Raw genomic sequence first — 26578 nt, forward strand, 5'->3', positions numbered from 1 at the left:
AAACAAACTGGCATAAAACCAATTCATGATAAAGCTCGACACACTGTTGAGTTCTCAAAAGACACCCGCACACCATCCACCACCGTTAAGTAGTGTTCCGGGGCTGTGTTCCATCTGTGTCGCTCTCTGGCCGTAGCCGGAGCAACTTTTCTAACTTACATGGTCCTGCTCGCGGAGTCAAGCTCCGCCAGGCCCAGTCCGAGAGGCTACCACCTTGCGGTGGAGACCTTCGGGGCGGCCGCCGTGTTCCTTGGGGGCTGACTCTGGGCCGGAGGATCTCCGTCCCGGTCTGTCGTGCTGCCCCGTGGCGACTTGGAGAAAGTTACACGGTCCGTTTCGGGCCCGAAACAGGGGGGTCCCTTTTCGATGTTCTCGCAGGTCAACCGGCCTCTGCGCGCACTCCGGCCAGATTGCGCTTGCCGCGGCGCACGACAAGCCATCCGCCGGCGAGCAGATCCGTGGCCGCCGGCACCCACATCTCGTCGGTCACCTTCGTGTTGTTCACGTAGGCGCCGCCCTCCCCGACCGCACGCCGCGCGGCACCACGGCTCTCGGACAGACCGGTGGCGACGAGCAGGTCGACGATCGTCGGCTTGTCGTCGAGGCGGACGGTTGCCGTCGGCACCTCCGCCAGCGCGGCCCCGATCGTTCCCTCGTCGAGTTCCTGCAGCTCACCGCGCCCGAACAGGGCGGAGCTCGCCGCGATCACCTGCTGCGTGTGGTGCTCGCCGTGTACGAGCGTGGTCAGCTCCTGCGCGAGCCGCCGCTGTCCGGCGCGCAGATGCGGCCGCTCGGCGACGTCGCGTTCGAGCTCCGCGATCTCCTCGCGCGACAGGAACGTGAACAGGCGCAGGTACTGCCCGACGTCGGCGTCGGCCGTGTTCACGAAGTACTGGTACCAGGCGTAGGGCGAGGTCATCGCCGGATCGAGCCAGATGTTGCCGCCACCGGTGGACTTGCCGAACTTGCGCCCCTCGGCGTCGGTGACGAGCGGCACGGTCATCGCGTGCGTGCCCGCGCCCTCCACCCGCCGGATCAGCTCCACCCCGCCGACGATGTTGCCCCACTGGTCGGAGCCGCCGATCTGCAACCGGCACCCGTGGCGCCGGAAGAGGTGCAGGTAGTCCTGGCTCTGCAGCAGCAGGTAGCTGAACTCGGTGTACGACATCCCCTCGCCGGCGAGCCGGCGCTTCACCGTCTCCCGTCCGAGCATCACGTTGATCGAGAAGTGCTTGCCGACGTCGCGCAGGAACTCCAGCGCGCTCTGCCCCTCGGTCCACTCCAGGTTGTTGACCACCAGCGCACCGGTCGGGGTGTCGTCGAACTCGACGAACCGTTCGAGCTGGCCGCGGATGCGCCCGGCCCACTCGCGGACGGTCTCGACGCTGTTGAGCGTGCGCTCCCCCACGTCACGCGGGTCGCCGATCATCCCGGTGGCGCCGCCGGCCAGCACGATCGGCCGCGCGCCGGCCTGCTGGAAGCGGCGCAGCGTGAGCAGCGGCACGAGGTTGCCGGCATGCAGGCTCGGTGCTGTGGGGTCGAACCCGCAGTAGAGCGTGAGCACGCCGTCGGCAAGATCACGGCGCAGCGCGTCGCGGTCGGTGCTCTGCGCGATCAGGCCGCGCCATTCCAGGTCGTCGAGAACGTCCGTGCTCACGGCGCCGATCCTCCCGCACGCACCGGCCTGCACGCACGGCGGTCAGCCACCCAGGGACTTCGCGATCTCCGGCGGGATGCGGTCGAGCGCCTCCGGGAGGCTGAGCACGCTGCTGAACGACAGCGCCGCCGACAGCTGGTCGTCGAAGACGAAGAACCGGCCCTCGCGCACGGACTTGAGCCCCGCGTACCCGGGCAGGGCCTCGAACGTCGCCCGCTCGGCGGCGCTCGCCGTGATCAACACCACCGCGTCGGCGGTGTCGAGCTTGCCGAGCTCCTCGGTGCTGAGCGAGGCGTAGAACGCGTCCTTCGCCAGGTCGGCGAAGACCGGCGGCACCGGCATCCCGAGCGACTCGAAGAACCGGCCGCGCAGGTCCTGCGGGCCCCACACGAAGAAGTTCGCGTTGTCGTTGCTGCTCGGCCGGGTGCCGGCGACGGTGCGCCCGGCCAGCACCGGGTACTGCGCCCGGACCTGCGCGAACCGCGACTCCAACCCGGTGATCAACGTCTCGGCCGCGGGCGCCCGCCCGAGCGCCGTGCCGATCATGCGGGTGGCGTCCTGCCACGGCGTGCCGTAGTCGACGAACTGCGCCGGCTGGCTGATCGTCGGCGCGATCTGCGAGAACAGGTCGTACTGCGCCTGGGTGAGCCCCGCGGAGACCGCGACGATCAGGTCGGGGTCCAGCGCCGCGAGCGTCTCCGGGCTGATCTCGCCGTTCAGCACCTTCGGCTGCTGGCCCTGCAGCTCGTCCTGCGCCCAGGGCCAGGTCGCGGACGGCTGGTTGCCGGTGAACTCCCGGATCGCGACGGGCACAACACCGAGCGCGAGGATCGCGTCCTGGTCGGTGTAGCCGAGCGAAACGACCCGCTTCGGCGCTTCCGGTATCACGGTGTTGCCGAACTTGTGCGGGATCGTGACCGGGAACGTTCCGCCCCCGGCCGGCGCCGCGGACGGCCCGGCGGGCTCCGGCGGCGACCCGCATGCGGCGAGCATCACCGCGAGCACGGCGCTGAGCGCGAACAGGACCCTACGGACGACGATCACCAACGAAGGTTAGGCAGTCCTATCCAGCACGTCCAGTGTGGCGTGGATCGCCCCGGCCGGGCCGGTACTGGCTCACCGCGGGCGAGTCGTCCAGCCAGAACCGCCACGGCAGCTCGTGCGCCGCGGCGACGCCGACCCGCGGGCCGCTGCGGACGTCCGCCGGGTCGACCGGTTCGCCGGCACGCAGGCGAACGGGCGAGGTGGGATCGGTCACGTCGAGGCCGTTCTGCGCCCGCCCGAGCCCGAGCAGCGACGCGAGCCGCGCCGGCCCGCGGGCGAGGTCGGCGGCCTTCCGGGCGGTCGGCCTGCGCACGTGCGCAGTCGCGAGGTCCGACACCACCTCTCCGGCGCGCATCAGCACGCCGCCGGGTTCGTCGACGTCGAGGCAGCTGACGTTGGCGCAGAAGTGCATGCCGTAGACGAAGTAGACGTACAGGTGCCCGGCGGGGCCGAACATCACCGTGTTGCGCGGGGTGCGGCCGCGGAAGCAGTGCGAGGCGGGATCGTCTGCGCCGCGGTAGGCTTCCACCTCGACCAGCCGCACCGCGACGGTGCCCTCCGGGGTGTCCGACTCCAGCGTGCAGCCGAGCAGGCGCACGGCCGCGGGGAGCGGGTCGATCGCCAGCTCCCCGCGGTCGAGCAGGGTCAGCTCGCGCTCCCGGCCTGCTCGGCCAGCGACAGCTGCACGCACACCGCGACGCCCGCCATCGCCCGCTCCACCTCGGCGAGCGGCGGGAACGTCGGGGCGAGGCGGATGATCGCGTCGCCCGGGTCCTTGCCGTACGGGTGCGTGGCGCCGGCCGGCGTGAGCGCGATGCCCGCCTCCTTCGCCAGCCGCACGACCTGCGACGCGAGGCCCTCCGGGACGGTCAGCGTGACGAAGTAGCCGCCCTTCGGCGTCGACCACGTGACGCCGTCGGTGTCGGCGAAGTTCTCCGTGAGGATCCGCTCCAGCACGGCGAACTTCGGCGCGATGATCTCGCGGTGCTTGCGCATGTGCTCGGCGACGCCCTCGGCGTCGCGCAGGAACAGCGCGTGGCGCAGGTGGTTGACCTTGTCGGGGCCGATCGTGCGCTTGCTGGTGAGCGTGATCCACCAGGCCAGGTTCGCCTCGGAGGCGCCGAAGAACGCGACTCCCGCGTTGGCCAGCGTGATCTTCGACGTCGAGCCGAAGACGAACACCCGGTCGGCGTTGCCGGCCGCCGTGGCCAGCCCGAGCAGGTCGGCGATCTCGGCACCGGCCTCGGTCAGGTGGTGCACCGCGTAGGCGTTGTCCCACATGATCCGGAAGTCGGGCGCCGCGGTCGGCATCTCGGCCAGCCTGCGCACGACCTCGTCGGAGTACACCGTGCCGGTCGGGTTGGAGTACTTCGGGACGCACCAGATGCCCTTGACGGCAGGGTCGGCCGCCACGAGCTCCTCGACGACGTCCATGTCGGGCCCGTCGTCGAGGAGCGGGACGGGCACCAGCTCGATGCCCAGCCGCTCGCACACGCTGAAGTGCCGGTCGTAGCCGGGGACGGGCGCGAGGAACACGACCCGCTCCTCCTCGACCCAGCGCCGCTCGGCGCCCGGGAGCGGGGAGAGCAGCGCGTGCACGAGCGTGTCGTGCATGAGCTCGAGGCTGCCGTTGCCGAACGCCACCAGCTGCGCGGTCGGCACCTGCAGCGCGGCACTGAAGATCTCGCGCAGCTCGGGGAGGCCGTTGAGGCCGCCGTAGTTGCGGGTGTCGGTGCCGTCGGCGGACTTGTACGTCTCGCCGGGCAGGCTCAGCAGCGGCGTCGCCAGATCGAGCTGGGCCGCCGACGGCTTCCCGCGCGTGAGGTCGAGCTTCATGCCCTGCGCGACCAGCGCGTCGTAGTCGGCGCGGGCCGACTCCAGTGCCGTGCGTGCCAGTTCGGCTGGCGAAGTCATGCTGATCCTCCGGATCGATGTTCCAGTGCCGTGCGTGCTGCTATTGCAGAACCGCGCAGCTCGTCGAGCTGCTCGGCGACCCGCGCCCCCGCCGTACCTCCGCGGGCGTTCCGCGAGGCTATCGAGCCCGCCACGGTGAGCACCTCGCGCACCCTCGGAGTGAGCGCGGGGTGCACGGCAGCCAGCTCGGCGTCGGTCAGGTCGTCGAGCCCGACCCCGCGCTGCTCTGCGGCCCGGACGCAGCCGCCGGCCGCCTCGTGCGCCACCCGGAACGGCACGCCCTCGCGGACGAGCCATTCGGCGACGTCCGTCGCGAGGGTGAACCCGGCGGGGGCCAGCTCGGCGAGCCGGTCGGTGTGGAAGGTGAGCGTCGCGACCATTCCCGCGACGGCCGGCAGCAGCAGCTCCAGCTGCTCGACCGAGTCGAAGATCGGCTCCTTGTCCTCCTGCAGATCGCGGTTGTACGCCAGCGGCTGCGCCTTCAGCGTCGCGAGCAGGCCGGCGAGGTTGCCGATCAGCCGCCCGGCCTTGCCGCGGGCCAGCTCGGCGATGTCCGGGTTCTTCTTCTGCGGCATGATCGAGCTGCCGGTGGAGTACGCATCGTGCAAGCCGACGTAGCCGAACTCGACGGTCGCCCAGAGGATGACCTCCTCGGCGAGCCGCGAGACGTCGACGGCGATCATGGCCAGCACGAACGCCGCCTCGGCCGCGAAGTCGCGGCTCGCGGTGCCGTCGATCGAGTTCGCGGCGCTGCTGGTGAAGCCGAGCTCGGCCGCGACGGCCTCCGGGTCGAGCCCCAGCGACGAGCCCGCGAGCGCGCCCGACCCGTACGCCGATACCGCGGCGCGCCGGTCCCAGTCGGCGATCCGGTCGACGTCGCGCAGCAGCGCCTGCGCGTGCGCGGCCAGGTGGTGCGCAAGCAGGACGGGCTGCGCGTGCTGCAGGTGGGTGCGACCGGGCATCGGTGCGTCGGGGTGCGCCGCGGCCTGTTCGACCAGCGCCTCCACGAGGCCGAGCAGGGCAACGCCGACGCGCGCGACCCCGTCGCGCGTCCACATCCGGAAGAGCGTCACGACCTGGTCGTTGCGGGAACGCCCGGCGCGCAGCTTGCCGCCGAGCTCGGGCCCCGCCCGGTCGATGAGGCCACGTTCGAGCGCGGAGTGCACGTCCTCGTCGCCGGGCGCCGGGCCGAACGCGCCCGACTCGACGTCGGCCTCCAGCTTCGCCAGCGCGTCGAGCATGCCGGCCAGCTCGTCGTCGGTGAGCAGGCCCGCCCGGTGCAGCACGCGTGCGTGCGCCATGGAGCCACGCAGGTCGTACGGGGCGAGGCGCCAGTCGAAGTGGGTGGACTTGGACAGCGCCGCGAGGGCGTCGGACGGGCCGTCGGCGAACCGGCTGCTCCACAGGTTCGAACTCATGCCTTCTGCTCCCGCCGCGCCGCGATCTTGCTCGGCAGGCCCCAGAGCTGCACGAACCCCTTCGCGAGGCTCTGGTCGAACATGTCGCCCTCGTCGTAGGTGGCGAGGTTGAAGTCGTAGAGCGACTGCTCGGAGCGCCGCCCGGTGACGGTGGCCCGGCCGCCGGCGAGCTCCAGCCGGATCTCGCCCGTCACATGCTGCTGCGACTCGGCGATGAACGCGTCGAGCGCGCTCTTGAGCGGGGAGTACCAGAGCCCGTCGTAGACCAGCTCGGTCCAGCGCTGCGACACCTGCCGCTTGAACCGCGCGAGGTCGCGCTCGACGGTGACGTTCTCCAGCTCCTGGTGCGCGGCGATCAGCGCCATCGCGCCGGGCGCCTCGTACACCTCGCGGCTCTTGATGCCGACCAGCCGGTCCTCGACCATGTCGATCCGCCCGACGCCGTGCTTGCCGGCGCGCTCGTTGAGCACCTGGATGGCCTGCAGCATCGTCACCGGCTCGCCGTCGATCGCGGTCGGGACGCCTTTGTCGAACCGGATGACCAGCTCGTCGGCGGGCTGGAACTGCTGCGGGTCGCCCGTGTAGGAGTAGACGTCCTTGGTGGGGGCGTTCCACAGATCCTCGAGGAAGCCGGTCTCGACGGCGCGGCCCCAGACGTTTTGGTCGATTGAGAACGGCGACTTCTTCGTGACGTCGATCGGCAGGTTGTGCTCCTCGGCGTACCGGATCGCCTTCTCCCGCGTCCACGCGAAGTCGCGCACGGGCGCGATGCAGTTCAGCTCGGGCGCGAGGGCCTGGATGCCGACCTCGAAGCGGACCTGGTCGTTGCCCTTGCCGGTGCAGCCGTGCGCGACCGTCGAGGCGCCGTGGTACTTCGCAGCCTCCACGAGGTGCTTGACGATCAGCGGCCGGGACAGCGCGGAGACCAGCGGGTAGCGGTCCATGTAGAGCGCGTCGGCCTGCAGTGCGGGCAGGCAGAACTGCTCGGCGAACTCGTCGCGCGCGTCGGCGACGACGGCCTCGACGGCGCCGCACGCGAGCGCCCGCTTGCGGATCTCCTCGAGGTCCTCGCCGCCCTGGCCGACGTCGACGGCGACCGCGACGACCTCGGCGCCCGTCTCCTCGGCGATCCACCCGATGCCGACGGACGTGTCCAACCCGCCCGAGTAGGCGAGTACGACCCGTTCGGTCATTTCTGTGCTCCTTCATTTCGCAAGTTCGAGAGGCGGTCGGCGAGCTCGGCCCCGGTGAGCGGCTCGCGGGCGACCACGAAGATCGTGTCGTCGCCGGCGATGGAGCCGACGACGTCGTTCAGCGCTGCGCGGTCCAGCGCGCTGGCCACGTACTGCGCCGCACCCGGCGGGGTGCGCAGCACGCAGAGGTTCCCGCTCGCGTCGGTCGACGTGAGCAGCTCGCCCAGCACGCGCGAGAGGCGGCTGGTGCCACCCTCGATGCCGCGGACCGGACTGCCGTCGTCCGGGATGACGTACACGGGGGTGCCGCCGTCGGCGCCGCGCAGCTTCACCGCGCCCAGCTCGTCGAGGTCGCGCGAGAGCGTGGCCTGGGTCGTGCCGATCCCCTCGGCCTCGAGCAGCGCGAGCAGCTCGGGCTGGCTGTGCACCTTGCGGGTGCTGATCAGCTCGACGATCCGGGCCTGCCGCGCTGCGCGCGATCGTCCGGCGGGCGCGGCCGTCATCGTCGGAGCAGCCATGTGAGCAGCGCCTTCTGCGCGTGGAGGCGGTTCTCGGCCTCGTCCCACACGGCGCTGGCCGGCCCGTCGAGCATCTCGTCGGTGATCTCCTCGCCGCGGTGCGCCGGCAGGCAGTGCAGGACGATCGCTCCGGGCGCGGCCCGGCCGAGCAACGCCGCGTTGACCTGCAGGGGCCGGAACGGCGCCGACCGGTCGAGCCCGTCGTGCTCCTGGCCCATCGACACCCACGTGTCGGTCACCAGCACGTCCGCGCCCTCGACGGCGGCGTGCGGGTCGGCGACCAGCTCGATCCCGCCGCCCGTCTCCGCCGCGCGGCTCTTGGCGTCGCGGACGACGTCCTGCGCCGGGGTGAAGCCCTCCGGCGAGCACACCCGCACGGTGAGCCCGGCGGTGGCGCCGCCGAGCAGCAGCGAGTGGGCCATGTTGTTGGCGCCGTCGCCGAGGTAGGTGAGCGTGAGCCCGGCGAGCTTGCCGAAGCGCTCGCGGATCGTCTGCAGGTCGGCGAGCACCTGGCAGGGGTGGAACTGGTCCGTGAGCGCATTCACCACCGGCACGGTGGCGCCGGCCGCCATCTCGTCGATCCGTGACTGGTCGCCGGTGCGCCAGACGATCGCGTCGACGTACCGGGAGAGCACGCGCGCGGTGTCGGCGATCGTCTCGCCGCGCCCGAGCTGGCTCACCTGCGCGTCGACGATCAGCGGGGTGCCGCCGAGCTGCGCGATCCCGACCTCGAACGAGATCCGGGTGCGGGTGGAGGGCTTGTCGAACAGCACCGCCACCGCACGCGGCCCGGCCAGCGGACGCAGCGCGAACGTGTCGGCCTTCATCGTGTCCGCGAGGTCGAGCACCTCCCGCTGCTCGGCGGGGGTGAGGTCGTCGTCGCGGAGGAGGTGCCTCGTCATCTGCTCAGGCATCTGCGGCGTCCAGGAAGCTCGGCAGCGCCGTGAGGAACTCGCCGGCCTGCTGCTCGCTCAGCACGAGCGGCGGGGCGAGCCGGATCCGGTCGGGCACCGCGGGGTTGATGATGAAGCCGGCCTCGCGGGCGGCGGTGGCGGCCACCGCGGAGACGGGCTTGCGCAGGCCGATGCCGATCAGCAGGCCGGCCCCGCTCACGTCGGAGACCAGCGGGTGGCCCAGCTCCTCGACACCGGTGGCAAGCGTCTTGCCGACCAGCGAGGTGTGTTCGAGCAGCCCGTCGGCGGCGATCGTCTCCAGCACAGCGAGCGCGGCGGCGCAGCAGACCGGGTTGCCGCCGAACGTCGTGCCGTGGTGGCCGGGTTCCAGCAGCCCGGCGGCGTCGCCGATGCCGATGCAGGCGCCGATCGGCATGCCGCCGCCCAGGCCCTTCGCGAGCGTGACGACGTCGGGCACGATCCCGATCTGCTGGTGGTAGAACCACGAGCCGGTGCGGCCGATGCCGGTCTGCACCTCGTCCATGACGAGCAGCGCGCCGCGGGCCGCGGTGATCTCGCGCGCGGCGGCGAGGTACCCGTCGGGCGAGACGATGGCGCCGGCCTCGCCGAGGATCGGCTCCAGGAACACCGCCGCGGTGTTCTCGTCGACGGCGGCGTCGAGCGCCGCCACGTCGCCGAACGGCACGTGCGTGACCCCTGGGGTCATCGGGTAGAACGGCGTGCGCTTGGGCTCCTGCCCGGTGAGCGCGAGCGCGCCCATCGTGCGGCCGTGGAACGCGTTCTCCGCCGCGATGATGTTCGACCGGCCGGTGCGGCGGGCCATCTTGAACGCGGCCTCGTTGGCCTCGGTGCCGGAGTTGCAGAACAGCACCTTCGCGCCGGGCTGCTCCAGCAGCTCCGTGAGCTTCTCGGCGAGCTCGACCACCGGCTCGGTGATGAAGAAGTTCGAGACGTGCCCGAGCGTCGAGATCTGCCTGGTCACGGCCTCGACGACGGCGGGGTGCGCGTGCCCGAGCGCATTGACCGCGATGCCCGCGAGCAGGTCGAGGTAGCGGCGGCCGTCGGCGTCCCACACCTCGGCGCCTTCGCCGCGCACGAGCGCGAGCGGCGGGGTGCCGTAGTTGTTCATGAGCGACGCCTGCCAGCGTTCCTGGTAGCTCGTCATGACGGGACCACCATCGTTCCTACTCCTTCTGTGGTGAAGAGTTCGAGCAGCACCGAGTGCGGCACCCGCCCGTCGATCACGTGCGCTTGCGGGACCCCGCCGCGCACAGCGCGCAGGCAGGCCTCCATCTTCGGCGCCATCCCGCTCTCCAACGCCGGCAGCAGCGGCTCCAACTCGTCGGCCGTCAGCTCGCTGATGATCGACTCCGGGTCGGGGTAGTTCGCGTAGAGCCCCTCCACGTCGGTGAGCACCACGAGCTTCGCCGCACCGAGCGCCGAGGCCAGCGCGGCGGCCGCGCTGTCGGCGTTGATGTTGTAGACGGTGCCGTCGACGTCGGGGGCGACGCCCGCGACCACGGGGATCCGGCCCGCGCTGACGATGTCGAGCACGGCGTCGGGGTTGACGTGCACGACGTCCCCGACCAGCCCGATGTCGACCGGCTCGCCGCCGACGAGCGCGGTGCGCTTCTCCGCGGTGAGCAGGTGGGCGTCCTCCCCGGAGAGACCGACGGCGTACGGGCCGTGCTGGTTGATCAGCCCGACCAGCTCCCGCCCGACCTGGCCGACGAGCACCATGCGGACGATGTCGATCGTCTCCGGCGTGGTGACCCGCAGGCCGCCGCGGAACTCCGCCGGCAGCCCGAGGCGGTCGAGCATCGCGGTGATCTGCGGCCCACCCCCGTGCACGACGACCGGCCGGATGCCCGCGAGCCGCAGGAAGACCATGTCCTGCGCGAACGCCTGCTTGAGCTGCTCGTCGATCATCGCGTTGCCGCCGTACTTCACGACGACGATCTGGCCGTGGAAGCGCTGCAGCCACGGCAACGCTTCGGCGAGGACCGCGGCCTTCTCCCCCGCCCGGCCCAGCCGCTCGCTAAGAGGAGTACGCACTGTTCTCCTCCACGTACGCGTGCGAGAGGTCGGTCGTGAGGATCTCCGCGGTACCGGTGCCGATGCCCAGCTCGATCGCGACGAGGATCTCCTTGCCCGACATGTCGACGACCGACCGATCGCCCGACGTGGTGCCGCCCTCGCAGAGCAGCGCGCCGTTGATCGTGACGTCGAGCTTGGCCGGGAGCACCTGCGCGTCGGCGTACCCGACGGCGGCGGCGATGCGGCCCCAGTTCGGGTCTGACCCGAACAGCGCCGTCTTGACCAGGCTGTCGCGCGCGACCGTCCGGGCCACGACGACGGCCTCGTCCTCCGTGGCGGCGCCGCTGACCCGCACCGTGATCCGCTTGGTGACACCCTCGGCGTCGGCCTGCATCTGCTGCGCGAGGTCGCGGCACACGGCCGTGAGCGTCGCGGTGAAGTCGATCGGGTCGGCCTCCACACCGCTCGCGCCGGACGCCATGAGCAGCACGGTGTCGTTGGTCGACATCGAGCCGTCGACGTCGAGCCGGTCGAAGCTCACCCGCACGGCGGCGCGCAGCGCCTCGTCCAGCACACCGGGGTCGACGACGGCATCGGTGGTGATCACCGACAGCATCGTCGCCATCGACGGCGCGATCATGCCCGCGCCTTTCGTCATGCCGCCGACCGTCCAACCCGCGGCGTCGGTTCGCGCCGACTGCTTGGCGACGGTGTCGGTCGTCATGATCGCTGTGGCGGCGGCGAGCCCGGCCGCGGCGTCGGCGCGGAGACCGGCCGCCGCCTGCTCGACACCGGCCAGCACACGCTTGCGCGGCAGCTGCGCGCCGATGATGCCGGTCGAGCAGACCGCAACCTCGATCGCGCCGCAGCCGATCAGCTCCGCGGCCTTCTCGGCGGTGGCGTGCGCGGTCTGGAAGCCCTCGTGGCCGGTGCAGGCGTTCGCGCCACCGGAGTTGAGCACGACGGCCCGCAACCGGTGGGTGCTCGCGAGCACCTGCTCCGACCACAGCACCGGGGCGGCCTTCACCTTGTTGCGGGTGAAGACGCCGGCCGCGTCGAACCGGGGACCGTCGTTGACGACGAGCGCGAGGTCGGGGTTGCCGCTGGACTTGATGCCGGCGGCGACTCCCGCCGCCCGGAAGCCCTTGGCCGCGATCGTGCTCACGGTGCCACTCCGTTCATGGGCAGGCCGGCCGTCTCGGGCAGGCCGAGCGCCAGGTTCATGCACTGCACGGCGCCGCCTGCGGTGCCCTTGGTGAGGTTGTCGATGGCCGCGACGGCGACCAGCCTGCGTGCGTCGGGATCGACCGTGACCTGGAGGTGCGCAGTGTTGGCCCCGAGGGTGGCCGCGGTGCTCGGCCAGCTGCCATCCGGCAGCAGGTGGACGAACGGCTCGTCGGCGTACGCCTTCGCGTAGGTCTCGGTGATCTCCGCGGCCGACGCGGACGTCACGGCCGTGCAGGTGGCGAGGATGCCGCGGGGCAGCGGGGCCAGCACGGGCGTGAAGCTCACGCCGACCGGGCGGCCGGCCGCGGCAGAGAGGTTCTGCACCATCTCCGGTGTGTGCCGGTGGCCGCCGCCGACGCCGTACGCCGAGAGCGAGCCCATCACCTCGGCGCCCAGCAAGTGCGGCTTGAGCGACTTGCCGGCTCCGGACGTCCCGGTTACGGCCGTGACGACCACGTCGGGCTCGACCAGGCCGGCCTGCAATGCCGGGAAGAGCGCGAGGCTGACGGCCGTCGGGTAGCAGCCGGGGACGGCCACCCGGCGCGCGCCGCGCAGCGCGTCCCGCGCGCCGGGCAGCTCCGGGAGGCCGTAGGGCCAGCTACCGGCGTGCTCGCCGCCGTACCAGCGCGTCCACGCGGCGGGATCGGTGAGGCGGTGGTCCGCGCCGCAGTCGATCACCACAGCGGCGTCCCCCAGCTGGGCGGCGAGCGCGGCGGAGTGCCCGTGCGGGAGCGCGAGGAACACGACGTCGTGGCCCGCGAGGACCTCCGGCGTCGTCTCCTGCAGCACTCGCTCGGCGAGCGGGACGAGGTGCGGCTGGTGCGCACCCAGGCGCGTGCCGGCGCTGCCGCCCGCCGTCACCGCACCGATCTCGACGTCCGGGTGCGCGAGCAGCAGCCGCAGCAGCTCGCCCCCCGCGTACCCACTGGCTCCCGCCACCGCAACTCTGACCACGTGGATGATTATGCACGACGATGCAACTCAATACGACCCGGGGTGCCGTCGACAACGACGAAATGGCTGTTGTGAGCGCTAACAAACAGCCAGAACGTCGTTGTCGACGCTCACCGGGCCCGCCGTAGGCTGCATGCGTGACCGCCCTCGTCGACGCTCTCGTCGACTCTGCCGTCGCCGGCCTCGCGGCGCTCGGCGACCCGGCCGCCGCCGAGCCGATGCGGGCCTACATGAAGTCGGAGATGCCGTTCCGCGGTGTGCCGAAGCCGGCGCGGGAGCGGCTGCTGAAGGAGCTCGTCGCGGCCCGTCCGCCGGCCGACGCCGCCGAGCTGCGCGCGGTCGTCACGCAGCTGTGGGACGGCGCCCGCTTCCGGGAGGAGCGCTACCTGGCGCTGAGCCTCACCGGGCACCGCCGCTTCGCCGCCTGGCTCGACGTGTCGTGGTTGCCGCTGTGGCGCGAGTGGATCGTCACGGGCGCCTGGTGGGACTTCACCGACGAGATCGCCGTGCGCCGCGTCGGGCCGCTGCTGCGCGCGCAGCCGGCCGACGTCACACCGGTGATGCGGGAGTGGTCCACCGACCCGGACCGCTGGCTGCGCCGCACGTCGGTGATCTGCCAGCTCGGATCCGGCGCGGCGATCGACGTCGAGCTGCTCACCGACACCGTCGAGGCCAACATCGCCGACCCCGACTTCTTCCTCCGCAAGGGCATCGGGTGGGCGCTGCGGCAGCACGCGCGGGTTGATCCCGGATGGGTGCAAGCGTTCGTCGCGGCGCACCCCGGCCTCTCCCCGCTTTCGAAGAAGGAGGCGCTGCGGCACGTCGGCGCAGGCTAGCGGCGGGCCCCGGCGCTGCGCGCCGAGGGTCAGGCGGAATGCCCGCCACCCCGCTCCGGTTGCTCGAAGACGTGGAACTCGGTGTGTACACCTTCGCTGACGTGAGCCTCGACGGCACCGGGGTCGGGCCCGCACAGCGGGTGCGCGAGGTGGTCGAGGAGATCGCGCTGGCCGACCAGGTGGGGCTCGACGTGTTCGGCGTCGGCGAGCACCACCGCGCCGACTTCGCCGCCTCCGTGCCGTCGGTGATCCTTGCGGCGGGCGCGGAGCGGACCTCACGGATCCGCCTGACCAGCGCCGTCACCGTGCTGAGCTCGGACGACCCGGTGCGCGTCTTCCAGCAGTTCGCGACGCTCGACCTGCTCTCGGAGGGCCGCGCGGAGATCATGGCGGGGCGGGGCTCGTTCACCGAGTCGTTCCCGCTCTTCGGCTACGACCTCGGCGACTACGACGAGCTCTTCGCCGAGAAGCTGGAGCTGCTGCTTGCGCTGCGCGCGGACGAGCGGGTCAGCTGGTCGGGCAGGCACCGCGCCTCGCTCGTCGACCAGCCCGTCCACCCGCGGCCGTTCCAGGATCCGCTGCCGGTGTGGGTGGCGGTCGGCGGCAACCCGCAGTCCGTCGCGCGGGCCGGGTTGCTCGGGCTGCCGCTCGCGCTGGCGATCATCGGCGGCGAGCCGGAGCGCTTCACCCCGTTGATCGACCTATACCGGCACGCGCTGACCCAGGGCGAGCACGCGCCGCAGCCGGCCAGCATCAACATCCACGGGTTCGTCGCGGACACCCGCGAGCGCGCCGCCGACATCTACTACCCGGCGCACTCCGAGGTCATGAACCGGATCGGGCGCGAGCGCGGCTGGGGTCCCACCGACCGCGCGGCGTTCGACGCGGCGACGACCCTGCGCGGCGCCTACGCCGTCGGCAACCCGGAGGCCGTCGCCGAGAAGATCCTCTTCCACCACGAGCTGTTCGGGCACTCCCGCACGCTGATCCAGCTCGCGATCGGCAGCGTCCCGCACCGCGACGTGATGCGGGCGATCGAGCTGCTCGGCACCGAGGTCGCCCCGCGGGTGCGCGCCGAGGTCACCCGCCGCGACGCCGCACCGGCGACGGTCTGAGCCGTCACCCCGGCTCGTCGGCCAGCCGCTTCTCGATGCGCTCGTTGAGCGCCCGCCACCCGGCGGATTCGACACCTTCGAACGTGGTGAGCACGGCGAGCACCTCCCGCGGGAGGTCGTTCCACCCTTCCGTCTCGCCGGCGGTCGTCATGCGCCTGGTCAACGCGACCGTCGCGTCGACGAGCTCGTCGATGCGCGGGTCGTCCGCCGCCCATTCGATGGCGTCGTCGAAGCTCAACAGCACCCGCACGAACTCCGGGTCGTCGAGCATCGCCAACCGCATCGGCAGGTAGTCCTCGATCATCTTCGGCAGCAGCGCGACCGCGAGGATCCAGGTGTCGCGCTCGATCGCGACGCCCCGCTCGCTCATCCCGAGCTCCCGCAGCCGGTCGAGGTAGGCGACGGCCGGCGCGGGGAGGCAGAGCCGGTCGGGCCGGTCCAGCAGCGCCAGCCGGGCCCGTCGCTTCTTGAGCTCGCTGATCCGGCCGGCGAGCTCGGCGTCGATCCTGGCGACCGCATCGCGGTGCTCGTCGTCGCCCGCCGCGAGGACCGCGGGGATGTCGACGAGGGGAACACCCGCCTTGGCGACGGTGACGATCCGGCTGAGGTCGATGACGGCCTGCGCGTCGTAGCGGCGGTAGCCCGACGCGTCGCGCTGCGGCTCCGGGAGCAGCCCGCGCTCGTGGTAGACGCGGACCGCCTTCACGGTGCACCCGGCGTACGACGCCAGCTGGCTAATGGTGAGCATCGACGGTCTCCTTGCGCACGACGTCATCATCGCCGGCCGTGGCCGCGGGTGTCTCCAGGTCGCGCAGGCCCGAGCCGAACACTCCGAACAGCGTGATGACCACCCAGATCGCCGCGATGCCCCACGCGAGCACAGACAGCGGGCCCGCGGTCAGCACGAGGCTGGCGATACCGAGGCCGATCGGGCCGGCCGACAGCGACGTGGCCGAGGTCAGCGCCATGACGCGGCCCAGCTGGGTGCCAGGGACCCGCTCGGCCAGCACCACGCCGAAGATCGGGTTGACGATGCCGCTCCCGACCCCCATGACCACCGCACCGATCGCGACCAGCCAGAACCCGTCGAGCGTCGCCATCAGCAGCAGTCCGGCGCCGGACGTCACCAGCGCGACCGTCCAGGCGAGCCGCCGCGAGACCTTCGCCAGCGCCGCGTAGGCCGCCGAGCCCGCGAAGATGCCGACCGCGAACGCCGACATCGTGTAGCCGAGCAGGTCGGGGCGGTTCATCCCGGCGAAGTGCGTCGGCAGCATGACGTTGAGCAGCGGCGCGGAGATCAGCGAGCTCAGGCCGGCGACGAGGAACATCTTCACGAGCACCGGCATGCGCCGGACGGTGCGCAGCGCGCCGAGCATGCCGGTCTCGGCGCCGTCGGCGCGGATCTCCGGGACGCGGATCGCGAGCGTGGCCAGGGCGGCACCGGCCGAGCAGGCCGCGGTGATCCACAGGACCTGCGAGGGTGCGAGGACCGCCAGCAGGAGGCCGGCGAGCGCGGGACCGGCGAGGAACGACAGCCCGAAGATGCTCTGCCGGGCTCCGGCGACCGCGTCGAGCGACTTCCCGGAGCGCTCGGCCACCCGCGGCATGAGCGTCTGGCGTGCCGTCATGCCCGGGATGTCGAACAGGGCACCCGCGATCGCCAGCGCGATCATCCAGCCGAGATCGAGGCCGAAGGTGGCGTCGACGATCGCGAGCGCGGCGACGGACACCGCGCTGCCGGCGTCGGCGAACACAGCCATGCGCCGCGCGCCGAACCGGTCGACGAGCTGGCCGACGGAGAACGTCGCCAGGATCTGCGCGACACCGGCCACCCCTGCGACGAGACCCGCCGCGGCCGGGTCGCCGGTGCGCAGCAGCACCAGCCACGGCAGCACGATCTGGATGGCCGCGTTGCCGAAGAACGACAGCCCTTCGGCGGCGGCGTAGATGGGGAAGACGGTTCGTGAAGTGGTCATGGCGAGTACTGAACAACCTTGCCCCTGGGGCAAGGTCAACCCGAACTCGTCCCCGAACTCGTCACCGAATCCCGTCCCACAGTTCACGCAGGTCGGAGCAGGGGTCGAGGACCGTCTCCACGGTCTTCCCGAACGTCCGGACCGCACGCTCGCTGCCGTAGCGCGGCCATCCGGGGTCGCCCGTCGTCGCGAACGCCACCCAGGCCGAGCGCATCGCGTCGGCGAGCGCCCGCGGCGGGTTCGGGCCGGTGAGCTCGGCGCTGGAGGCGAATGTGTCGAAGACGAACGGCAGCTCCAGCGCATGGCAGGCGCCGAGCCTGCCCTCGTAGGCGGTGGACGACCACGCGAACTCGTAGACGTACGCGCGGCCGTGCGCCTCGGCGAGCCGCACCGCGGGGATCCGGTAGGCGGAGTCGGTCACGATGTCGGAGTACAGCTGCCCCGCGCTGCCCTCCGGCCGGTTCGCGCGGTAGCGGTCGACGGCGCCGTCCGGCAGGCCGAAGCCCGCCACGATCGCGGCAACGGCGTCCTCCCCGATGTGGTCGACGATTCCGGTCGGCACCAGGAAAAGCAGCAGCTCCTCGCGGTTGGCGCCCACCAGCACCTCGACGTCGCCGCCCGCGCCGGCGGCGATCCGCTCGATCGCGGTCGCGGGGAGCGTCTCGCCGTCGACGATCGGCGCGAAGAGCAGCGAGGTCCGCGCCGACTCGCCCCACCGCTCGGGCCGCGGATCGGACTGGAAGCGGTCCAGCATGATCGCGTGGCCGGCGAGCAGCCGCTCGGGCGCGATGTCGACCAGCTCGTCGACCGGCACCCCGACGGCGTCGGCCAGCTCGTTCGCCACCAGCGCTGCCGTCGCCGGCTGGTGCGTGTGGTGGCCGGCGCCGCTCTGCAGGATCGCGCGGTGGAAGAGCCCCTCGGCGGCCGGCATGGCCATCAGGGTGGCGATGCTCATCGCCCCGGCGGACTCGCCGAACACCGTCACCGCGCCGGGGTCGCCGCCGAAGGCCTCGATGTTCTCGCGCACCCAGCGCAGCGCCGCGATCTGGTCGAGCATCCCGCGGTTGGCCGGCACCCCCGGCAGGTGCAGGAAGCCCTCGACACCGAGCCGGTAGTTCACCCCGACCAGCACCACCCCAGCACGGGCGTACGCCGTGCCGTCGTAGACGGGGACGGCGTTGGAGCCGTTGGTGAACGCACCGCCGTGGAAGAACACCATGACCGGGGCGCCGGACGCGCCCTGCGGTGCCCAGACGGCGACGTTGAGGATCTCGTCACCGGCGACGAACGGCTCGGGCAGCAGACCCGCGAGCACGTCGGGGTACGGCAGCTTCGGCGGAGTGGGGCCGTGCTCGAACGCATCGCGCACGCCGTCCCAGCTCGCAGGCGCGGGCGGGCGGAAGCGGTGCTCGCCGAACGGCGCCGCGGCGTAGGGCACACCCAGGTAGCGGGCCACGCCGCCCTCGATCCGGCCACGCACCTCGCCCCCGGTCGTCTTCACCGTCGTCTTCGGGGAATCCATGCCCCATCAATAGTCCAGATCGGCCACGGGAGACCAGCCACCCCCGCTACCGTCGGCCGGTGCGGTGGAGGTGGCTGGTGCTGGTCGAGGCGCTCGCTCTCGCGGGCTGCACCGAGGTCGTCAGCGGGACGGCTGCGCCGGAGCCGGCTGCTCCGGTGACATTCGCTGCCCGGCCCGCGCTGCAGTCCGACGTGCTCGCCGACGAGTGCCTGCTCACGACCGCCGAACTCACCCGGCTGGTCGGCACGCCGGTCGAGCCGCCCGCGCAGGGCGCCGTCGCGCGCGGGGACGGGAGCACCGGCTCCAGCTGCGTCGCGGCCGCCGGCGCCGAGCCCGTCGCCATGATCAACGTGTACCGGGTGCGCTCAGGGGTGCCCGCCGACGTCGTGCGCGCCGGGGCCGGGCGGCACGACCTCGGCGGGGTCGGCGACGCCGCGGCGGTCCTCGACACGGTCGCCGGGCCGACGCTGCAGGTGGCGAGCCCGCGCTTCCTCGTCACGATCCTGGTGGCCGGCCGGACGCCGGACGAGGAGGCCTGGCGGGCCGCCGCGACGGCCGCTTTGGACCGCCTACCAGCGTGATCCTGCGGGATGAGGGCACGCGATTGGCGTTCAGCTCGGGCGTGGTGGCTCGGTACCCTCAACTGGTGACGGACCCCAGCCTCGAAGCACGGCTCACTGCACTCTCTGCGCGGGTCGAGATGATCGGTGCGGAAGCCGCGGTGGCCCGGCACCTCGCCGTCGCACACGACCGCGACATCTCCGACCTCGGAGTCAAGGTCAACGCTCTCATGACAACCGTGAACGGGCTCGGGGTGCAGACCGCAAACGGATTCACCGAGGTGCGCGCCGGGCTCGACCGACTCGAGAACGAGATGCACGCTGGGTTCCACCGGCTCGAGAGCGAGATGCGATCCACGTTCAGGCAGACCGCCGGGGCGATCAACCAGATCGCTGAGTTGATCACGAGAGCAATGCCCCGTGATGACGAACAGCAATAGCTCGACGGGTCCTGCGCGGCCTGATGACAAGCAGGATTCGACTCAACCACCAAGAGCTGCCAACTCCGAGCTTTACGCAAGTCTCGCCCGCCTCGACGCCGTCAACGCCCAGCTGGAAGAGGTCATCGATCGGCTCACCTCCCTGCCACCCGACCGGCTACGCCGGATCCTGCGTCGTGGGTGAAGCCGGCAGGCTGGAGCCTGACGACCAAGCAGCCATGCAGGAGTCGGCCTGCGCGCAGCTCTCACGCAAGCTCGACGCGCTGCAAGCTGACATCGACGCCCTTGGCGAGCTTTTCGACCGCGGGTTCGACCGGATCAACCGACGATTCGATCGAGTGGACGGGCGGTTCAACCGGTTGGACGAGCGATTGGACGCGCGATTCGACTCGCTGAGCAGCGAGCTGCACGACGGATTCGATCTGATCCACGCTTTGCAGCAGCATTGCATTGACCTGCTCACACGCGCGCTGGCGCGCAAGCAGGCCGCACGCTAGGCCCGTCAGCCCCGCAATGCCGCCGAGTGCCGCTCGGCCGCAACCGCAACAGCTGCGTCGCGGGCCGCGTTGGCTTCCTCGCTGGTCAGCGTCCTGTCCGGGGCGCGGAAGCTCAGCCGGAACGCGAGCGAGCGCCGACCCTCCCCGACCTGCTCACCGGTGAACACGTCGAACAGCCGCACGTGCTCCAGCAGCTCCCCGCCGCCAGCGGCGAGAGCGTCGGCAAGCTGGGCGGCCGGCACGCCGGCGTCGGCGACGAGTGCGACATCGACGGTGATCGGCGGGTAGGGCGAGACGCGCGGCGCGGGCCGGGACTCGTCGAGCGGCAGGGCGTCGAGGTCGATCTCCATCGCGCAGGTGCGCGGCGGCAGGCCGAGCGCCTCGACGACCTTCGGGTGCAGCTCGCCGGCGTGCCCGACGATCCAGTCACCGACCCGCAGCGCCGCGCAGCGGCCGGGGTGCCAGGGCGCGAGGTCGGCCGCCGTGGCGCGCAGCTGCACACCCGACGCCTGCCCGACGAGCACGGCGGCCTGCACGGCGTCGGCCCAGCCGGCGGCGCGACCCGGCCCCCACCAGCCGCGGGCTTCGCGGTCCCCCGCCAGCACGGCACCGACGTGCACGGGCTGCGCCGGCAACGCCGCGTCGATCTGGGCGATCTCGGCGTCGCTCGGCCGCGAGCCGACGGCCGGGTCGAGCATCTCGACGGGGTTGCGGTGCGGCAGCACGACCTGCCCTATCGTGCTGAGCGCGATATCGGCGGCACCGCGCGAGCGGTTGCGGACGAGCGTGTCCAGCAGGCCCGGCAGCAGCGTCGTCGACAGCTCGGCGCGCTCGGCGTCGAGCGGGTTGACCACGTGCACGGTGGTGCGCCGGACGTCGTCGGCGGCGAGCCCGAACGCATCCCACACCGTCGGGTCGACGAACGGGAACGGCAGCACCTCGACGAACCCGCTCTCGGCGAGCGCGCGTGAGACCGCGCGGCGACGCAGCTGCGTGGCACTGAGGCCGCGACCGCCCGGCGCGGGTGGCAGCACCGAGGGGATCACGTCGTAACCCTCCAGCCGCAGCACTTCCTCGACGAGGTCGGCGGGCTGGGTGAGGTCGGGCCGCCACGAGGGCGGGGTCGCGATCACGCCGCCGCGGCCGTCGTCGCCGGTGGCGAGCTCGATGCGGCAGCCGACCTGGCCGAGCCTGCGCACGGTCACACCGGGCGGGTAGGCGATGCCGGCGATCTGGTCGGGCAGGTTCAGCGGCATCCGGACCGGCGGCAGCACCGGGGCGGCGCCCTCGTCGGTGCGGCCGTCCGCGATCGTGCCGCCGCCGAACTCGACGAGCAGCGCCGCGGCGCGCTCGGCCGCGATGGGTGGCAGCTGCGGGTCGACCGTGCGCTCGAACCGCTTCGACGCCTCGCTCGGCAGCTTGTGCCGGCGCGCGGACCGTGCGATGACGGGCGGCGAGAAGTGCGCGGCCTCCAGGAGGACGTCGATCCGTCCGTCCTCGCCGGGGCCCGCGATCTCCGTGGACGCCCCACCCATCACACCGGCCAGGCCGATCGGGCCGGAGTCGTCGACGATCAGCAGGTCGTCGGGGTCGAGGGTGCGCTCGACGTCGTCGAGCGTCACGAGCTTCTCCCCCGCCGCCGCCTTCCGCACGACGATCGGGCCGGCGAGCCGCGCCGCGTCGTAGGCGTGCAGCGGCTGGCCCAGCTCCAGCATCACGTAGTTGGTGACGTCGACGATGAGCGAGATCGGGCGCATGCCCGCCCCTAGCAGCCGGCGCTGCATCCACCACGGCGCCGGCGCGGCCGGGTCGACGCCGTTGACGCGCCGCGCGACGAACCGCAGGCAGCCCTGGTCCTCCAGGCGCACCGGCCAGGCGTCGCCCTCGGCGGCCGGGACCACAACGCGGGCGGCGGGATCGGGGAAGTCGACGTCGAGGGAGCACGCCAGCTCGCGGGCGAGCCCGCGCACGGCGAAGCCGTAGCCGCGGTCGGGCGTGACGTTCAGCTCGATCACGGCGTCGTCGAGCCCGAGCAGCGGGCGCGCCTCGGCGCCGGGGGCGGCCGTGCCGGGCGGGAGCACGAGGATGCCGGCGTGGTCGTTGCCGATGCCCAGCTCGCGCACCGAGGCGATCATGCCGTCGGAGACGTGCCCGTATGTCTTGCGCGCGGAGATCGCGAACCCGCCGGGCAGGACAGCACCGGGCAGCGCGACCACCACGAGGTCGTCGACAGCGAAGTTCGAGGCGCCGCAGATGATCCCGCGCGGCTCCGGCTCGCCGACGTCGACCTGGCACCAGCGGATCGGCTTCTTGAGCCCCGTCAGCTCCTCGATCTCGGCGACCCGCCCGACGACGAGCGGGCCCGTGATCTCGGGCGCCGCGTGCAGCTCCTCGATCTCGAGGCCGACGCGGACGAACGCCTCGGCCGTCTCCTCGGCCGACGGCAGCTCGCCGACGTGCTCGGACAGCCAGGACTGCTGGACACGCACAGAACGCTCCTCGGGACGATCAGATGCCGAACGCGCGGCTGAAGCGGACGTCGCCTTCGACCATGTCGCGCATGTCGGGGATGCCGTTGCGGAACATCAGCGTGCGCTCGAGGCCCATGCCGAACGCGAACCCGGAGTACACCTCGGGGTCGACGCCGCAGTTGCGCAGGACGTTGGGGTTGACCATGCCGCAGCCGCCCCACTCGACCCAGCCCGCGCCGCCCTTCTTCTCCGGGAACCAGACGTCGACCTCGGCCGACGGCTCGGTGAAGGGGAAGAACGAGGGGCGCAGCCGGGTGCGGGACTCGGCGCCGAACATGGCGCGGGCGAACGCGTCGAGCGTGCCCTTGAGGTGCGCCATCGTGATGCCCTTGTCGACGGCGAGGCCTTCGACCTGGTGGAACACCGGGGTGTGCGTGGCGTCGAGCGCGTCGGTGCGGAACGTCCGGCCGGGGCAGACGATGAAGACGGGCGGCTCGCGCTCGAGCAGCGTCCTGGCCTGCACGGGCGAGGTGTGCGTGCGCAGCACCGTGCCCGACGTCTCGTTCCCGCCCAGGTAGAACGTGTCCTGCATGGTGCGGGCCGGGTGGTCCTTGCCGAAGTTCAACGCGTCGAAGTTCAGCCACGACGACTCGACCTCCGGCCCGTCCGCGACCTCCCAGCCCATCGCGACGAACACGTCGGCGATGTGCTCGGCGATCTGCGTGACGGGGTGGCGGGCGCCGCGCGGGACGCGGTCCCACGGCAGCGTGACGTCGACGGTCTCCTCGACGAGCACCCGCTCGTCCCGCTCCGCGACGAGCACCTCGCGGCGGGCGTCGAACGCCTCCTGCGCCTCCTGGCGGGCGGCGTTGACCCGCTTGCCGGCATCGGCCCGCTCGTGACCGAGCAGCGACCCGAGCTCGCGGCGCGCGAGCAGCAGCGGGGCGCGGTCGCCGAGGTGGGCCGGCTTCACGGCAGCGAGCGCGGCGAGGTCGCCGGCGGCGTCGAACGCGGCAACGGCCGCGGCAACGGCCGCGGCCAGCGCGTCGGGGTGCAGCGGGTTCGTGTCGACGAGTTCCGTGCTCTCAGTCATGGTGGGGGCAATCGTACGGGCGCGCCCCGGACGGCCCGACGCCCGCTCCCGTCACTCCCGGGCGAATGCGTCACCGACGGCGAAGCCGCCCCCGTTCGCCACGGCGAGTACGCCGGCCGCGGTCAGGACCTGCAGCGCCTCGTCCCTGGCCGCGTCCCGCTCCGCCGTGGTCGGCGCCGGACCGTCGTGCGGAAAACCCGCCATGAGGATCGGTCGCCCGGTGCCGCCCAGCTGATGCACACGTGTCGGGATGCCAGCGTCCCGCAACGCGGCGATCGCCTGCTCCAGCCGGTCTTGCGGCACCTCGAAGCCGACGGTCAGGTGTCCCTTCATGGGCCGCGAGTGTGCCGCAGGGCCCATCGCCGCTGGTGAGCGCCACTGCAGGGCGTCTCCGACGGCACACCCGGAGGGACCGTGTCGGGTACCGGGGCGGGTCGCTAGCGGGTGCGGGCGGCGACGCTGGCGTAGAGGCAGATCGCCGCTGCCGTGGCCAGGTTCAGGCTCTCGGCTCGGCCGTGGATGGGCACGCGGACGCGGTGGTCCGCGGCCTGCGCGACCGCGGCGGGCACGCCGTGCGCCTCACCGCCGAAGACCCAGGCGACCGGCCCGGCCAGCACCGGCGCCGCGGCGGGGTCGTGCAGGTCGAGCTCGCCGTGGCCGTCGGCGACCAGCACCGTCAGACCGGCGGCGTGGCACGCGTCGAGCACGGCGGCGGCGTCGCGGTCGCGGGCCAGCGGCAGGTGGAAAACACTGCCCGTCGACGCGCGCACGGCCTTGCCGTTGTGCGGGTCGACGGTGTCGCCGGCGAAGAGCACAGCGTCGGCACCGGCGGCGTCGGCGACCCGGACGATCGTGCCGGCGTTGCCGGGGTCGGCGACACCCGCACAGACGGCGACGAGCCGCGGCGAGCCGTCGAGTGCCCTGGCGACGGGGACGTCGAGCAGGTCGCAGACCGCGAGGATGCCCTGCGGGGTGACGGTGTCGGAGAGCGCGGCGGCGGCGCGGTCGGTGACCACGCTGATGCGGGTGGCGCTCGCCTCGACCATCAGGTCGGGGTGCCGGTCGACCGCGGCCTCCGTGACGAACAGCTCGTGCACGTGCGCGAACCGCAGCGCCTCGCGGACGGCCTGCGCCCCCTCGACGAGGAACCGCCCGGCCCGATCGCGGCCTGCGCGGCGCAGCAACTTGCGGGCTGCGACTACACGCGGCGTGCGTTCGGTGCCGGGCGGTGCGTCGTGCGAACCGGGGCGGCTCAGGCTGCGGTCCCGTTCTGGGCCGGGACGTTGGCGCGCGAGACCTCGACGAGCGCGGCGAACGCGGCCGGGTCGCTGATGGCCAGCTCCGAGAGGATCTTGCGGTCGACCTCGACGCCGGCGATCTTCAGGCCCTGGATGAAGCGGTTGTACGTCATGCCGTTGGCACGCGCCGCCGCGTTGATCCGGGTGATCCAGAGCTGCCGGAAATCGCCCTTCTTGGCGCGACGGTCGCGGTAGGCGTAGTTCAGCGAGTGGAGCATCTGCTCCTTCGCCTTGCGGTACAGCCGCGAGCGCTGGCCGCGGTAGCCGCTCGCCAGTTCGAGAGTGGTGCGGCGCTTCTTCTGCGCGTTGACCGCGCGCTTCACGCGTGCCATGGGTGTTTCCTCACGTGGGGTTGAGCAAGTGGGCAGGGATCGGCGCGGTCAGCGGCCGAGAAGCTTCTTGACGCGCTTGACGTCGGCCTTGTTGACCGGGACGTAGCCGGACAGGTCGCGCGTCTCCTTGCTCGACTTGACCTCGAGCCGGTGCCGCAGGCCGGTCTGCTGGCGCATCAGCTTGCCCTTGCCGGTCACCTTGACCCGCTTGGAGATCCCACTGTGCGTCTTGTTCTTGGGCATGCCAGTTCCTACTCACGAGTGGTGCTCCCCGAGGGGAGCACCAGTGCTTGTCGTGCGGTGGTCCTTGTCCGGGCCGTCAGCCCTGCGGTGCCTCCGCCGGCTCCGGTGCCGGGTTCGTCTGCCGCGCTCGTGCCGGTGGCTTCTTGTTCGGAGCGATCACCATCGTCATGTTGCGGCCGTCCTGCTTGGGCGCGGCTTCGACCGTGCCCAGCTCTGCCACGTCCTCGGCAAGGCGCTGCAGCAACCGGAAGCCGAGCTCCGGTCGGGACTGCTCGCGACCACGGAACATGATCGTGACCTTGACCTTGTTACCACCCTCGAGGAAGCGAACGACGTTGCGCTTCTTGGTCTCGTAGTCGTGGGTGTCGATCTTCGGTCGGAGCTTCTGCTCCTTGATCGTGGTGAGCTGCTGGTTGCGGCGGGACTCCCTGGCCTTCTGCGCGGTCTCGTACTTGAACTTGCCGTAGTCCATGAGCTTGCAGACCGGCGGGCGAGCCTGCGCGGCGACCTCGACGAGGTCGAGCTCAGCCTCCTGCGCGAGCCGAAGGGCGTCCTCGATGCGCACGATCCCGACCTGTTCACCGTTGGGCCCGACGAGTCGGACCTCGGGAACGCGGATGCGGTCGTTGATGCGCGTCTCTGTGCTGATGGGGTCTCCTCGTATCGACGTCGTGTGGTGCGACGGAGCGGAGACCCACAAACGATCACAGCCCACGAGCCGACAGCTCGTAGGCGGACCGGACCCGATACCGTCGACATTGCTGCCGAGGCGGCGGGTGGGAGCGGGGCTCCACTTGATCGCCCTGACGCACCAACAACGCGCGACAGGGTGGTCGCATTCCGCAGGGTATCAGGTGAGCGTCCGTGCCTGCTCGGTAGTCCCTCGACGGTGCACGGCCAGTTGCGTGCGGGACACACGCGGCGCCAGGAAAGTGGCTTTCCTGGCGCCACAGGACAGGAAAGCCACTTTCCTGGCACGCACCCGCCGGTCCCCGAGGCTGTGGGCGGGTCGGGTCCAGGCCAGGCGTGGCGACCGCGCAGAGCCCGGTGCGTCTTCGCAGAGCGTAGGCGCTCCACGAAGACACACCCTGGGCTGCGCGGTCACGCCCTGCGGTTGCTCGTGGAGGCGGCGCCGGATCGTGGCACTTGGCCGACCTGCGGGTGCTGAGGGCTGTTACGACAGCCCTCAGCACCCGCAACTGACGAGGGCGCGCCTGCAAAGCCCACTTTCCCGGCCTGTGGGGTGACGTCCCCGCTGGTGGTGTAAGTCCCGGTCGTCCCGCGCGTCGCAGCGCATGGGAGAAGCCATCGCGTGAGTC

The 26578-nt window shown here is 72.0% G+C and carries 27 protein-coding genes; 5 read left to right on the forward strand and 22 right to left on the reverse strand.

Annotation, left to right across the window (positions count from 1 at the left end; all coding sequences use genetic code 11):
* Positions 1–379 precede the first annotated feature (379 nt).
* The 12 genes from tyrS to argC are packed head-to-tail and all read right to left on the reverse strand — an operon-like array spanning position 380 to position 12882.
* The gene (gene tyrS, locus LL648_RS42085) at positions 380–1657 is read right to left on the reverse strand and encodes a tyrosine--tRNA ligase (RefSeq protein WP_232668590.1); all 1278 of its coding nucleotides are present in this window, start codon (positions 1655–1657) and stop codon (positions 380–382) included.
* A 42-nt stretch (positions 1658–1699) separates the two neighbouring features.
* The gene (locus LL648_RS42090) at positions 1700–2701 is read right to left on the reverse strand and encodes an iron-siderophore ABC transporter substrate-binding protein (RefSeq protein ID WP_232668591.1); all 1002 of its coding nucleotides are present in this window, start codon (positions 2699–2701) and stop codon (positions 1700–1702) included.
* A gap of 19 nt (positions 2702–2720) precedes the next feature.
* A complete protein-coding gene (locus LL648_RS42095; protein WP_232668592.1) occupies positions 2721–3392 on the reverse strand; it encodes a DNA-3-methyladenine glycosylase in 672 nt (223 codons plus the stop codon).
* Positions 3347–4615, reverse strand: a complete 1269-nt coding sequence (locus tag LL648_RS42100; RefSeq protein WP_232668593.1) for an aminotransferase class I/II-fold pyridoxal phosphate-dependent enzyme — start codon at positions 4613–4615, stop codon at positions 3347–3349. The genes LL648_RS42095 and LL648_RS42100 overlap by 46 nt, the downstream gene beginning before the upstream one ends.
* Positions 4612–6033 (reverse strand): argininosuccinate lyase, encoded by a 1422-nt coding sequence (gene argH / locus LL648_RS42105; protein WP_232668594.1) that lies wholly within the window; start codon positions 6031–6033, stop codon positions 4612–4614. The genes LL648_RS42100 and argH overlap by 4 nt, the downstream gene beginning before the upstream one ends.
* A complete protein-coding gene (locus LL648_RS42110) occupies positions 6030–7226 on the reverse strand; it encodes an argininosuccinate synthase (protein WP_232668595.1) in 1197 nt (398 codons plus the stop codon). The genes argH and LL648_RS42110 overlap by 4 nt, the downstream gene beginning before the upstream one ends.
* Positions 7223–7744, reverse strand: a complete 522-nt coding sequence (locus LL648_RS42115) for an arginine repressor (RefSeq protein WP_374112197.1) — start codon at positions 7742–7744, stop codon at positions 7223–7225. Before LL648_RS42115 ends, LL648_RS42110 begins: the two co-directional genes overlap by 4 nt.
* A complete protein-coding gene (argF, locus tag LL648_RS42120; RefSeq protein WP_232668596.1) occupies positions 7726–8646 on the reverse strand; it encodes an ornithine carbamoyltransferase in 921 nt (306 codons plus the stop codon). Before argF ends, LL648_RS42115 begins: the two co-directional genes overlap by 19 nt.
* Positions 8647–8650: 4 nt before the next feature.
* Entirely contained in the window at positions 8651–9823 is a 1173-nt protein-coding gene (locus LL648_RS42125) for an acetylornithine transaminase (protein ID WP_232668597.1), read from the reverse strand.
* Positions 9820–10713, reverse strand: a complete 894-nt coding sequence (gene argB, locus LL648_RS42130) for an acetylglutamate kinase (RefSeq protein ID WP_232668598.1) — start codon at positions 10711–10713, stop codon at positions 9820–9822. Before argB ends, LL648_RS42125 begins: the two co-directional genes overlap by 4 nt.
* Positions 10697–11860 carry a bifunctional glutamate N-acetyltransferase/amino-acid acetyltransferase ArgJ gene (gene argJ / locus LL648_RS42135; protein ID WP_232668599.1) on the reverse strand — a complete coding sequence of 388 codons (1164 nt, stop codon included), beginning with the start codon at positions 11858–11860 and terminating at the stop codon, positions 10697–10699. Before argJ ends, argB begins: the two co-directional genes overlap by 17 nt.
* The gene (gene argC / locus LL648_RS42140; RefSeq protein WP_232668615.1) at positions 11857–12882 is read right to left on the reverse strand and encodes an N-acetyl-gamma-glutamyl-phosphate reductase; all 1026 of its coding nucleotides are present in this window, start codon (positions 12880–12882) and stop codon (positions 11857–11859) included. The genes argJ and argC overlap by 4 nt, the downstream gene beginning before the upstream one ends.
* 131 nt (positions 12883–13013) lie before the next feature.
* Between argC and LL648_RS42145 the strand changes: the two genes are divergently transcribed.
* Positions 13014–13712 carry a DNA alkylation repair protein gene (locus tag LL648_RS42145; protein WP_232668600.1) on the forward strand — a complete coding sequence of 233 codons (699 nt, stop codon included), beginning with the start codon at positions 13014–13016 and terminating at the stop codon, positions 13710–13712.
* 38 nt (positions 13713–13750) lie between these two features.
* Complete coding sequence (locus tag LL648_RS42150) at positions 13751–14827, forward strand: Atu2307/SP_0267 family LLM class monooxygenase (RefSeq protein WP_232668601.1); 1077 nt, start codon at positions 13751–13753, stop codon at positions 14825–14827.
* A gap of 4 nt (positions 14828–14831) precedes the next feature.
* Here LL648_RS42150 and LL648_RS42155 read toward each other — a convergent pair whose 3' ends face one another.
* The 3 genes from LL648_RS42155 to LL648_RS42165 all read right to left on the reverse strand — a co-directional run bounded on the left by LL648_RS42155 (position 14832) and on the right by LL648_RS42165 (position 18325).
* Positions 14832–15575: a MerR family transcriptional regulator gene (locus tag LL648_RS42155; RefSeq protein WP_232668602.1), complete on the reverse strand. Its 744-nt coding sequence runs from the start codon at positions 15573–15575 to the stop codon at positions 14832–14834.
* Entirely contained in the window at positions 15562–16803 is a 1242-nt protein-coding gene (locus tag LL648_RS42160) for an MFS transporter (RefSeq protein ID WP_232668603.1), read from the reverse strand. Before LL648_RS42160 ends, LL648_RS42155 begins: the two co-directional genes overlap by 14 nt.
* Before the next feature lie 61 nt (positions 16804–16864).
* Complete coding sequence (locus LL648_RS42165) at positions 16865–18325, reverse strand: carboxylesterase/lipase family protein (protein ID WP_232668604.1); 1461 nt, start codon at positions 18323–18325, stop codon at positions 16865–16867.
* 59 nt (positions 18326–18384) lie between these two features.
* Between LL648_RS42165 and LL648_RS42170 the strand changes: the two genes are divergently transcribed.
* From LL648_RS42170 to LL648_RS42180, 3 genes are all read left to right on the forward strand, one after another.
* Positions 18385–18906: a hypothetical protein gene (locus LL648_RS42170; protein ID WP_232668605.1), complete on the forward strand. Its 522-nt coding sequence runs from the start codon at positions 18385–18387 to the stop codon at positions 18904–18906.
* Entirely contained in the window at positions 18903–19325 is a 423-nt protein-coding gene (locus tag LL648_RS42175) for a hypothetical protein (protein ID WP_232668606.1), read from the forward strand. The genes LL648_RS42170 and LL648_RS42175 overlap by 4 nt, the downstream gene beginning before the upstream one ends.
* 176 nt (positions 19326–19501) lie before the next feature.
* Complete coding sequence (locus LL648_RS42180) at positions 19502–19822, forward strand: hypothetical protein (RefSeq protein ID WP_232668607.1); 321 nt, start codon at positions 19502–19504, stop codon at positions 19820–19822.
* 5 nt (positions 19823–19827) lie between these two features.
* Here the strand turns inward: LL648_RS42180 and pheT are convergent, their stop codons facing one another.
* The 7 genes from pheT to infC all read right to left on the reverse strand — a co-directional run bounded on the left by pheT (position 19828) and on the right by infC (position 25959).
* A complete protein-coding gene (gene pheT / locus LL648_RS42185) occupies positions 19828–22311 on the reverse strand; it encodes a phenylalanine--tRNA ligase subunit beta (protein WP_232668608.1) in 2484 nt (827 codons plus the stop codon).
* 19 nt (positions 22312–22330) lie between these two features.
* Entirely contained in the window at positions 22331–23386 is a 1056-nt protein-coding gene (pheS, locus tag LL648_RS42190) for a phenylalanine--tRNA ligase subunit alpha (protein ID WP_232668609.1), read from the reverse strand.
* A 51-nt stretch (positions 23387–23437) separates the two neighbouring features.
* Positions 23438–23719, reverse strand: coding sequence for a hypothetical protein (locus tag LL648_RS42195; RefSeq protein WP_232668610.1), 282 nt, complete (start codon positions 23717–23719; stop codon positions 23438–23440).
* Between the two features lie 104 nt (positions 23720–23823).
* A complete protein-coding gene (locus LL648_RS42200; protein ID WP_374112200.1) occupies positions 23824–24642 on the reverse strand; it encodes a TrmH family RNA methyltransferase in 819 nt (272 codons plus the stop codon).
* A complete protein-coding gene (rplT, locus tag LL648_RS42205) occupies positions 24639–25016 on the reverse strand; it encodes a 50S ribosomal protein L20 (RefSeq protein WP_232668612.1) in 378 nt (125 codons plus the stop codon). The genes LL648_RS42200 and rplT overlap by 4 nt, the downstream gene beginning before the upstream one ends.
* Before the next feature lie 48 nt (positions 25017–25064).
* Positions 25065–25259 (reverse strand): 50S ribosomal protein L35, encoded by a 195-nt coding sequence (gene rpmI, locus LL648_RS42210; protein ID WP_232668613.1) that lies wholly within the window; start codon positions 25257–25259, stop codon positions 25065–25067.
* 76 nt (positions 25260–25335) lie between these two features.
* Entirely contained in the window at positions 25336–25959 is a 624-nt protein-coding gene (gene infC / locus LL648_RS42215; RefSeq protein WP_232668616.1) for a translation initiation factor IF-3, read from the reverse strand.
* Between the last annotated feature and the right edge of the window lie 619 nt (positions 25960–26578).

This window comes from Pseudonocardia sp. TRM90224 (assembly GCF_021245725.1).
Lineage (GTDB): Bacteria > Actinomycetota > Actinomycetes > Mycobacteriales > Pseudonocardiaceae > Pseudonocardia.

What these genes read in the sequence shown, in the direction of transcription:
- LL648_RS42100 (WP_232668593.1), bottom strand. Translation starts at nt 4,615, where the DNA reads ATGACTTCGCCAGCCGAACTGGCACGCACGGCACTGGAGTCGGCCCGC.
- argH (WP_232668594.1), bottom strand. Translation starts at nt 6,033, where the DNA reads ATGAGTTCGAACCTGTGGAGCAGCCGGTTCGCCGACGGCCCGTCCGAC.
- LL648_RS42110 (WP_232668595.1), bottom strand. Translation starts at nt 7,226, where the DNA reads ATGACCGAACGGGTCGTACTCGCCTACTCGGGCGGGTTGGACACGTCC.
- LL648_RS42115 (WP_374112197.1), bottom strand. Translation starts at nt 7,744, where the DNA reads ATGGCTGCTCCGACGATGACGGCCGCGCCCGCCGGACGATCGCGCGCA.
- argF (WP_232668596.1), bottom strand. Translation starts at nt 8,646, where the DNA reads ATGACGAGGCACCTCCTCCGCGACGACGACCTCACCCCCGCCGAGCAG.
- LL648_RS42125 (WP_232668597.1), bottom strand. Translation starts at nt 9,823, where the DNA reads ATGACGAGCTACCAGGAACGCTGGCAGGCGTCGCTCATGAACAACTAC.
- LL648_RS42150 (WP_232668601.1), top strand. Translation starts at nt 13,751, where the DNA reads ATGCCCGCCACCCCGCTCCGGTTGCTCGAAGACGTGGAACTCGGTGTG.
- LL648_RS42155 (WP_232668602.1), bottom strand. Translation starts at nt 15,575, where the DNA reads ATGCTCACCATTAGCCAGCTGGCGTCGTACGCCGGGTGCACCGTGAAG.
- LL648_RS42160 (WP_232668603.1), bottom strand. Translation starts at nt 16,803, where the DNA reads ATGACCACTTCACGAACCGTCTTCCCCATCTACGCCGCCGCCGAAGGG.
- LL648_RS42165 (WP_232668604.1), bottom strand. Translation starts at nt 18,325, where the DNA reads ATGGATTCCCCGAAGACGACGGTGAAGACGACCGGGGGCGAGGTGCGT.
- pheS (WP_232668609.1), bottom strand. Translation starts at nt 23,386, where the DNA reads ATGACTGAGAGCACGGAACTCGTCGACACGAACCCGCTGCACCCCGAC.
- LL648_RS42195 (WP_232668610.1), bottom strand. Translation starts at nt 23,719, where the DNA reads ATGAAGGGACACCTGACCGTCGGCTTCGAGGTGCCGCAAGACCGGCTG.
- rplT (WP_232668612.1), bottom strand. Translation starts at nt 25,016, where the DNA reads ATGGCACGCGTGAAGCGCGCGGTCAACGCGCAGAAGAAGCGCCGCACC.
- rpmI (WP_232668613.1), bottom strand. Translation starts at nt 25,259, where the DNA reads ATGCCCAAGAACAAGACGCACAGTGGGATCTCCAAGCGGGTCAAGGTG.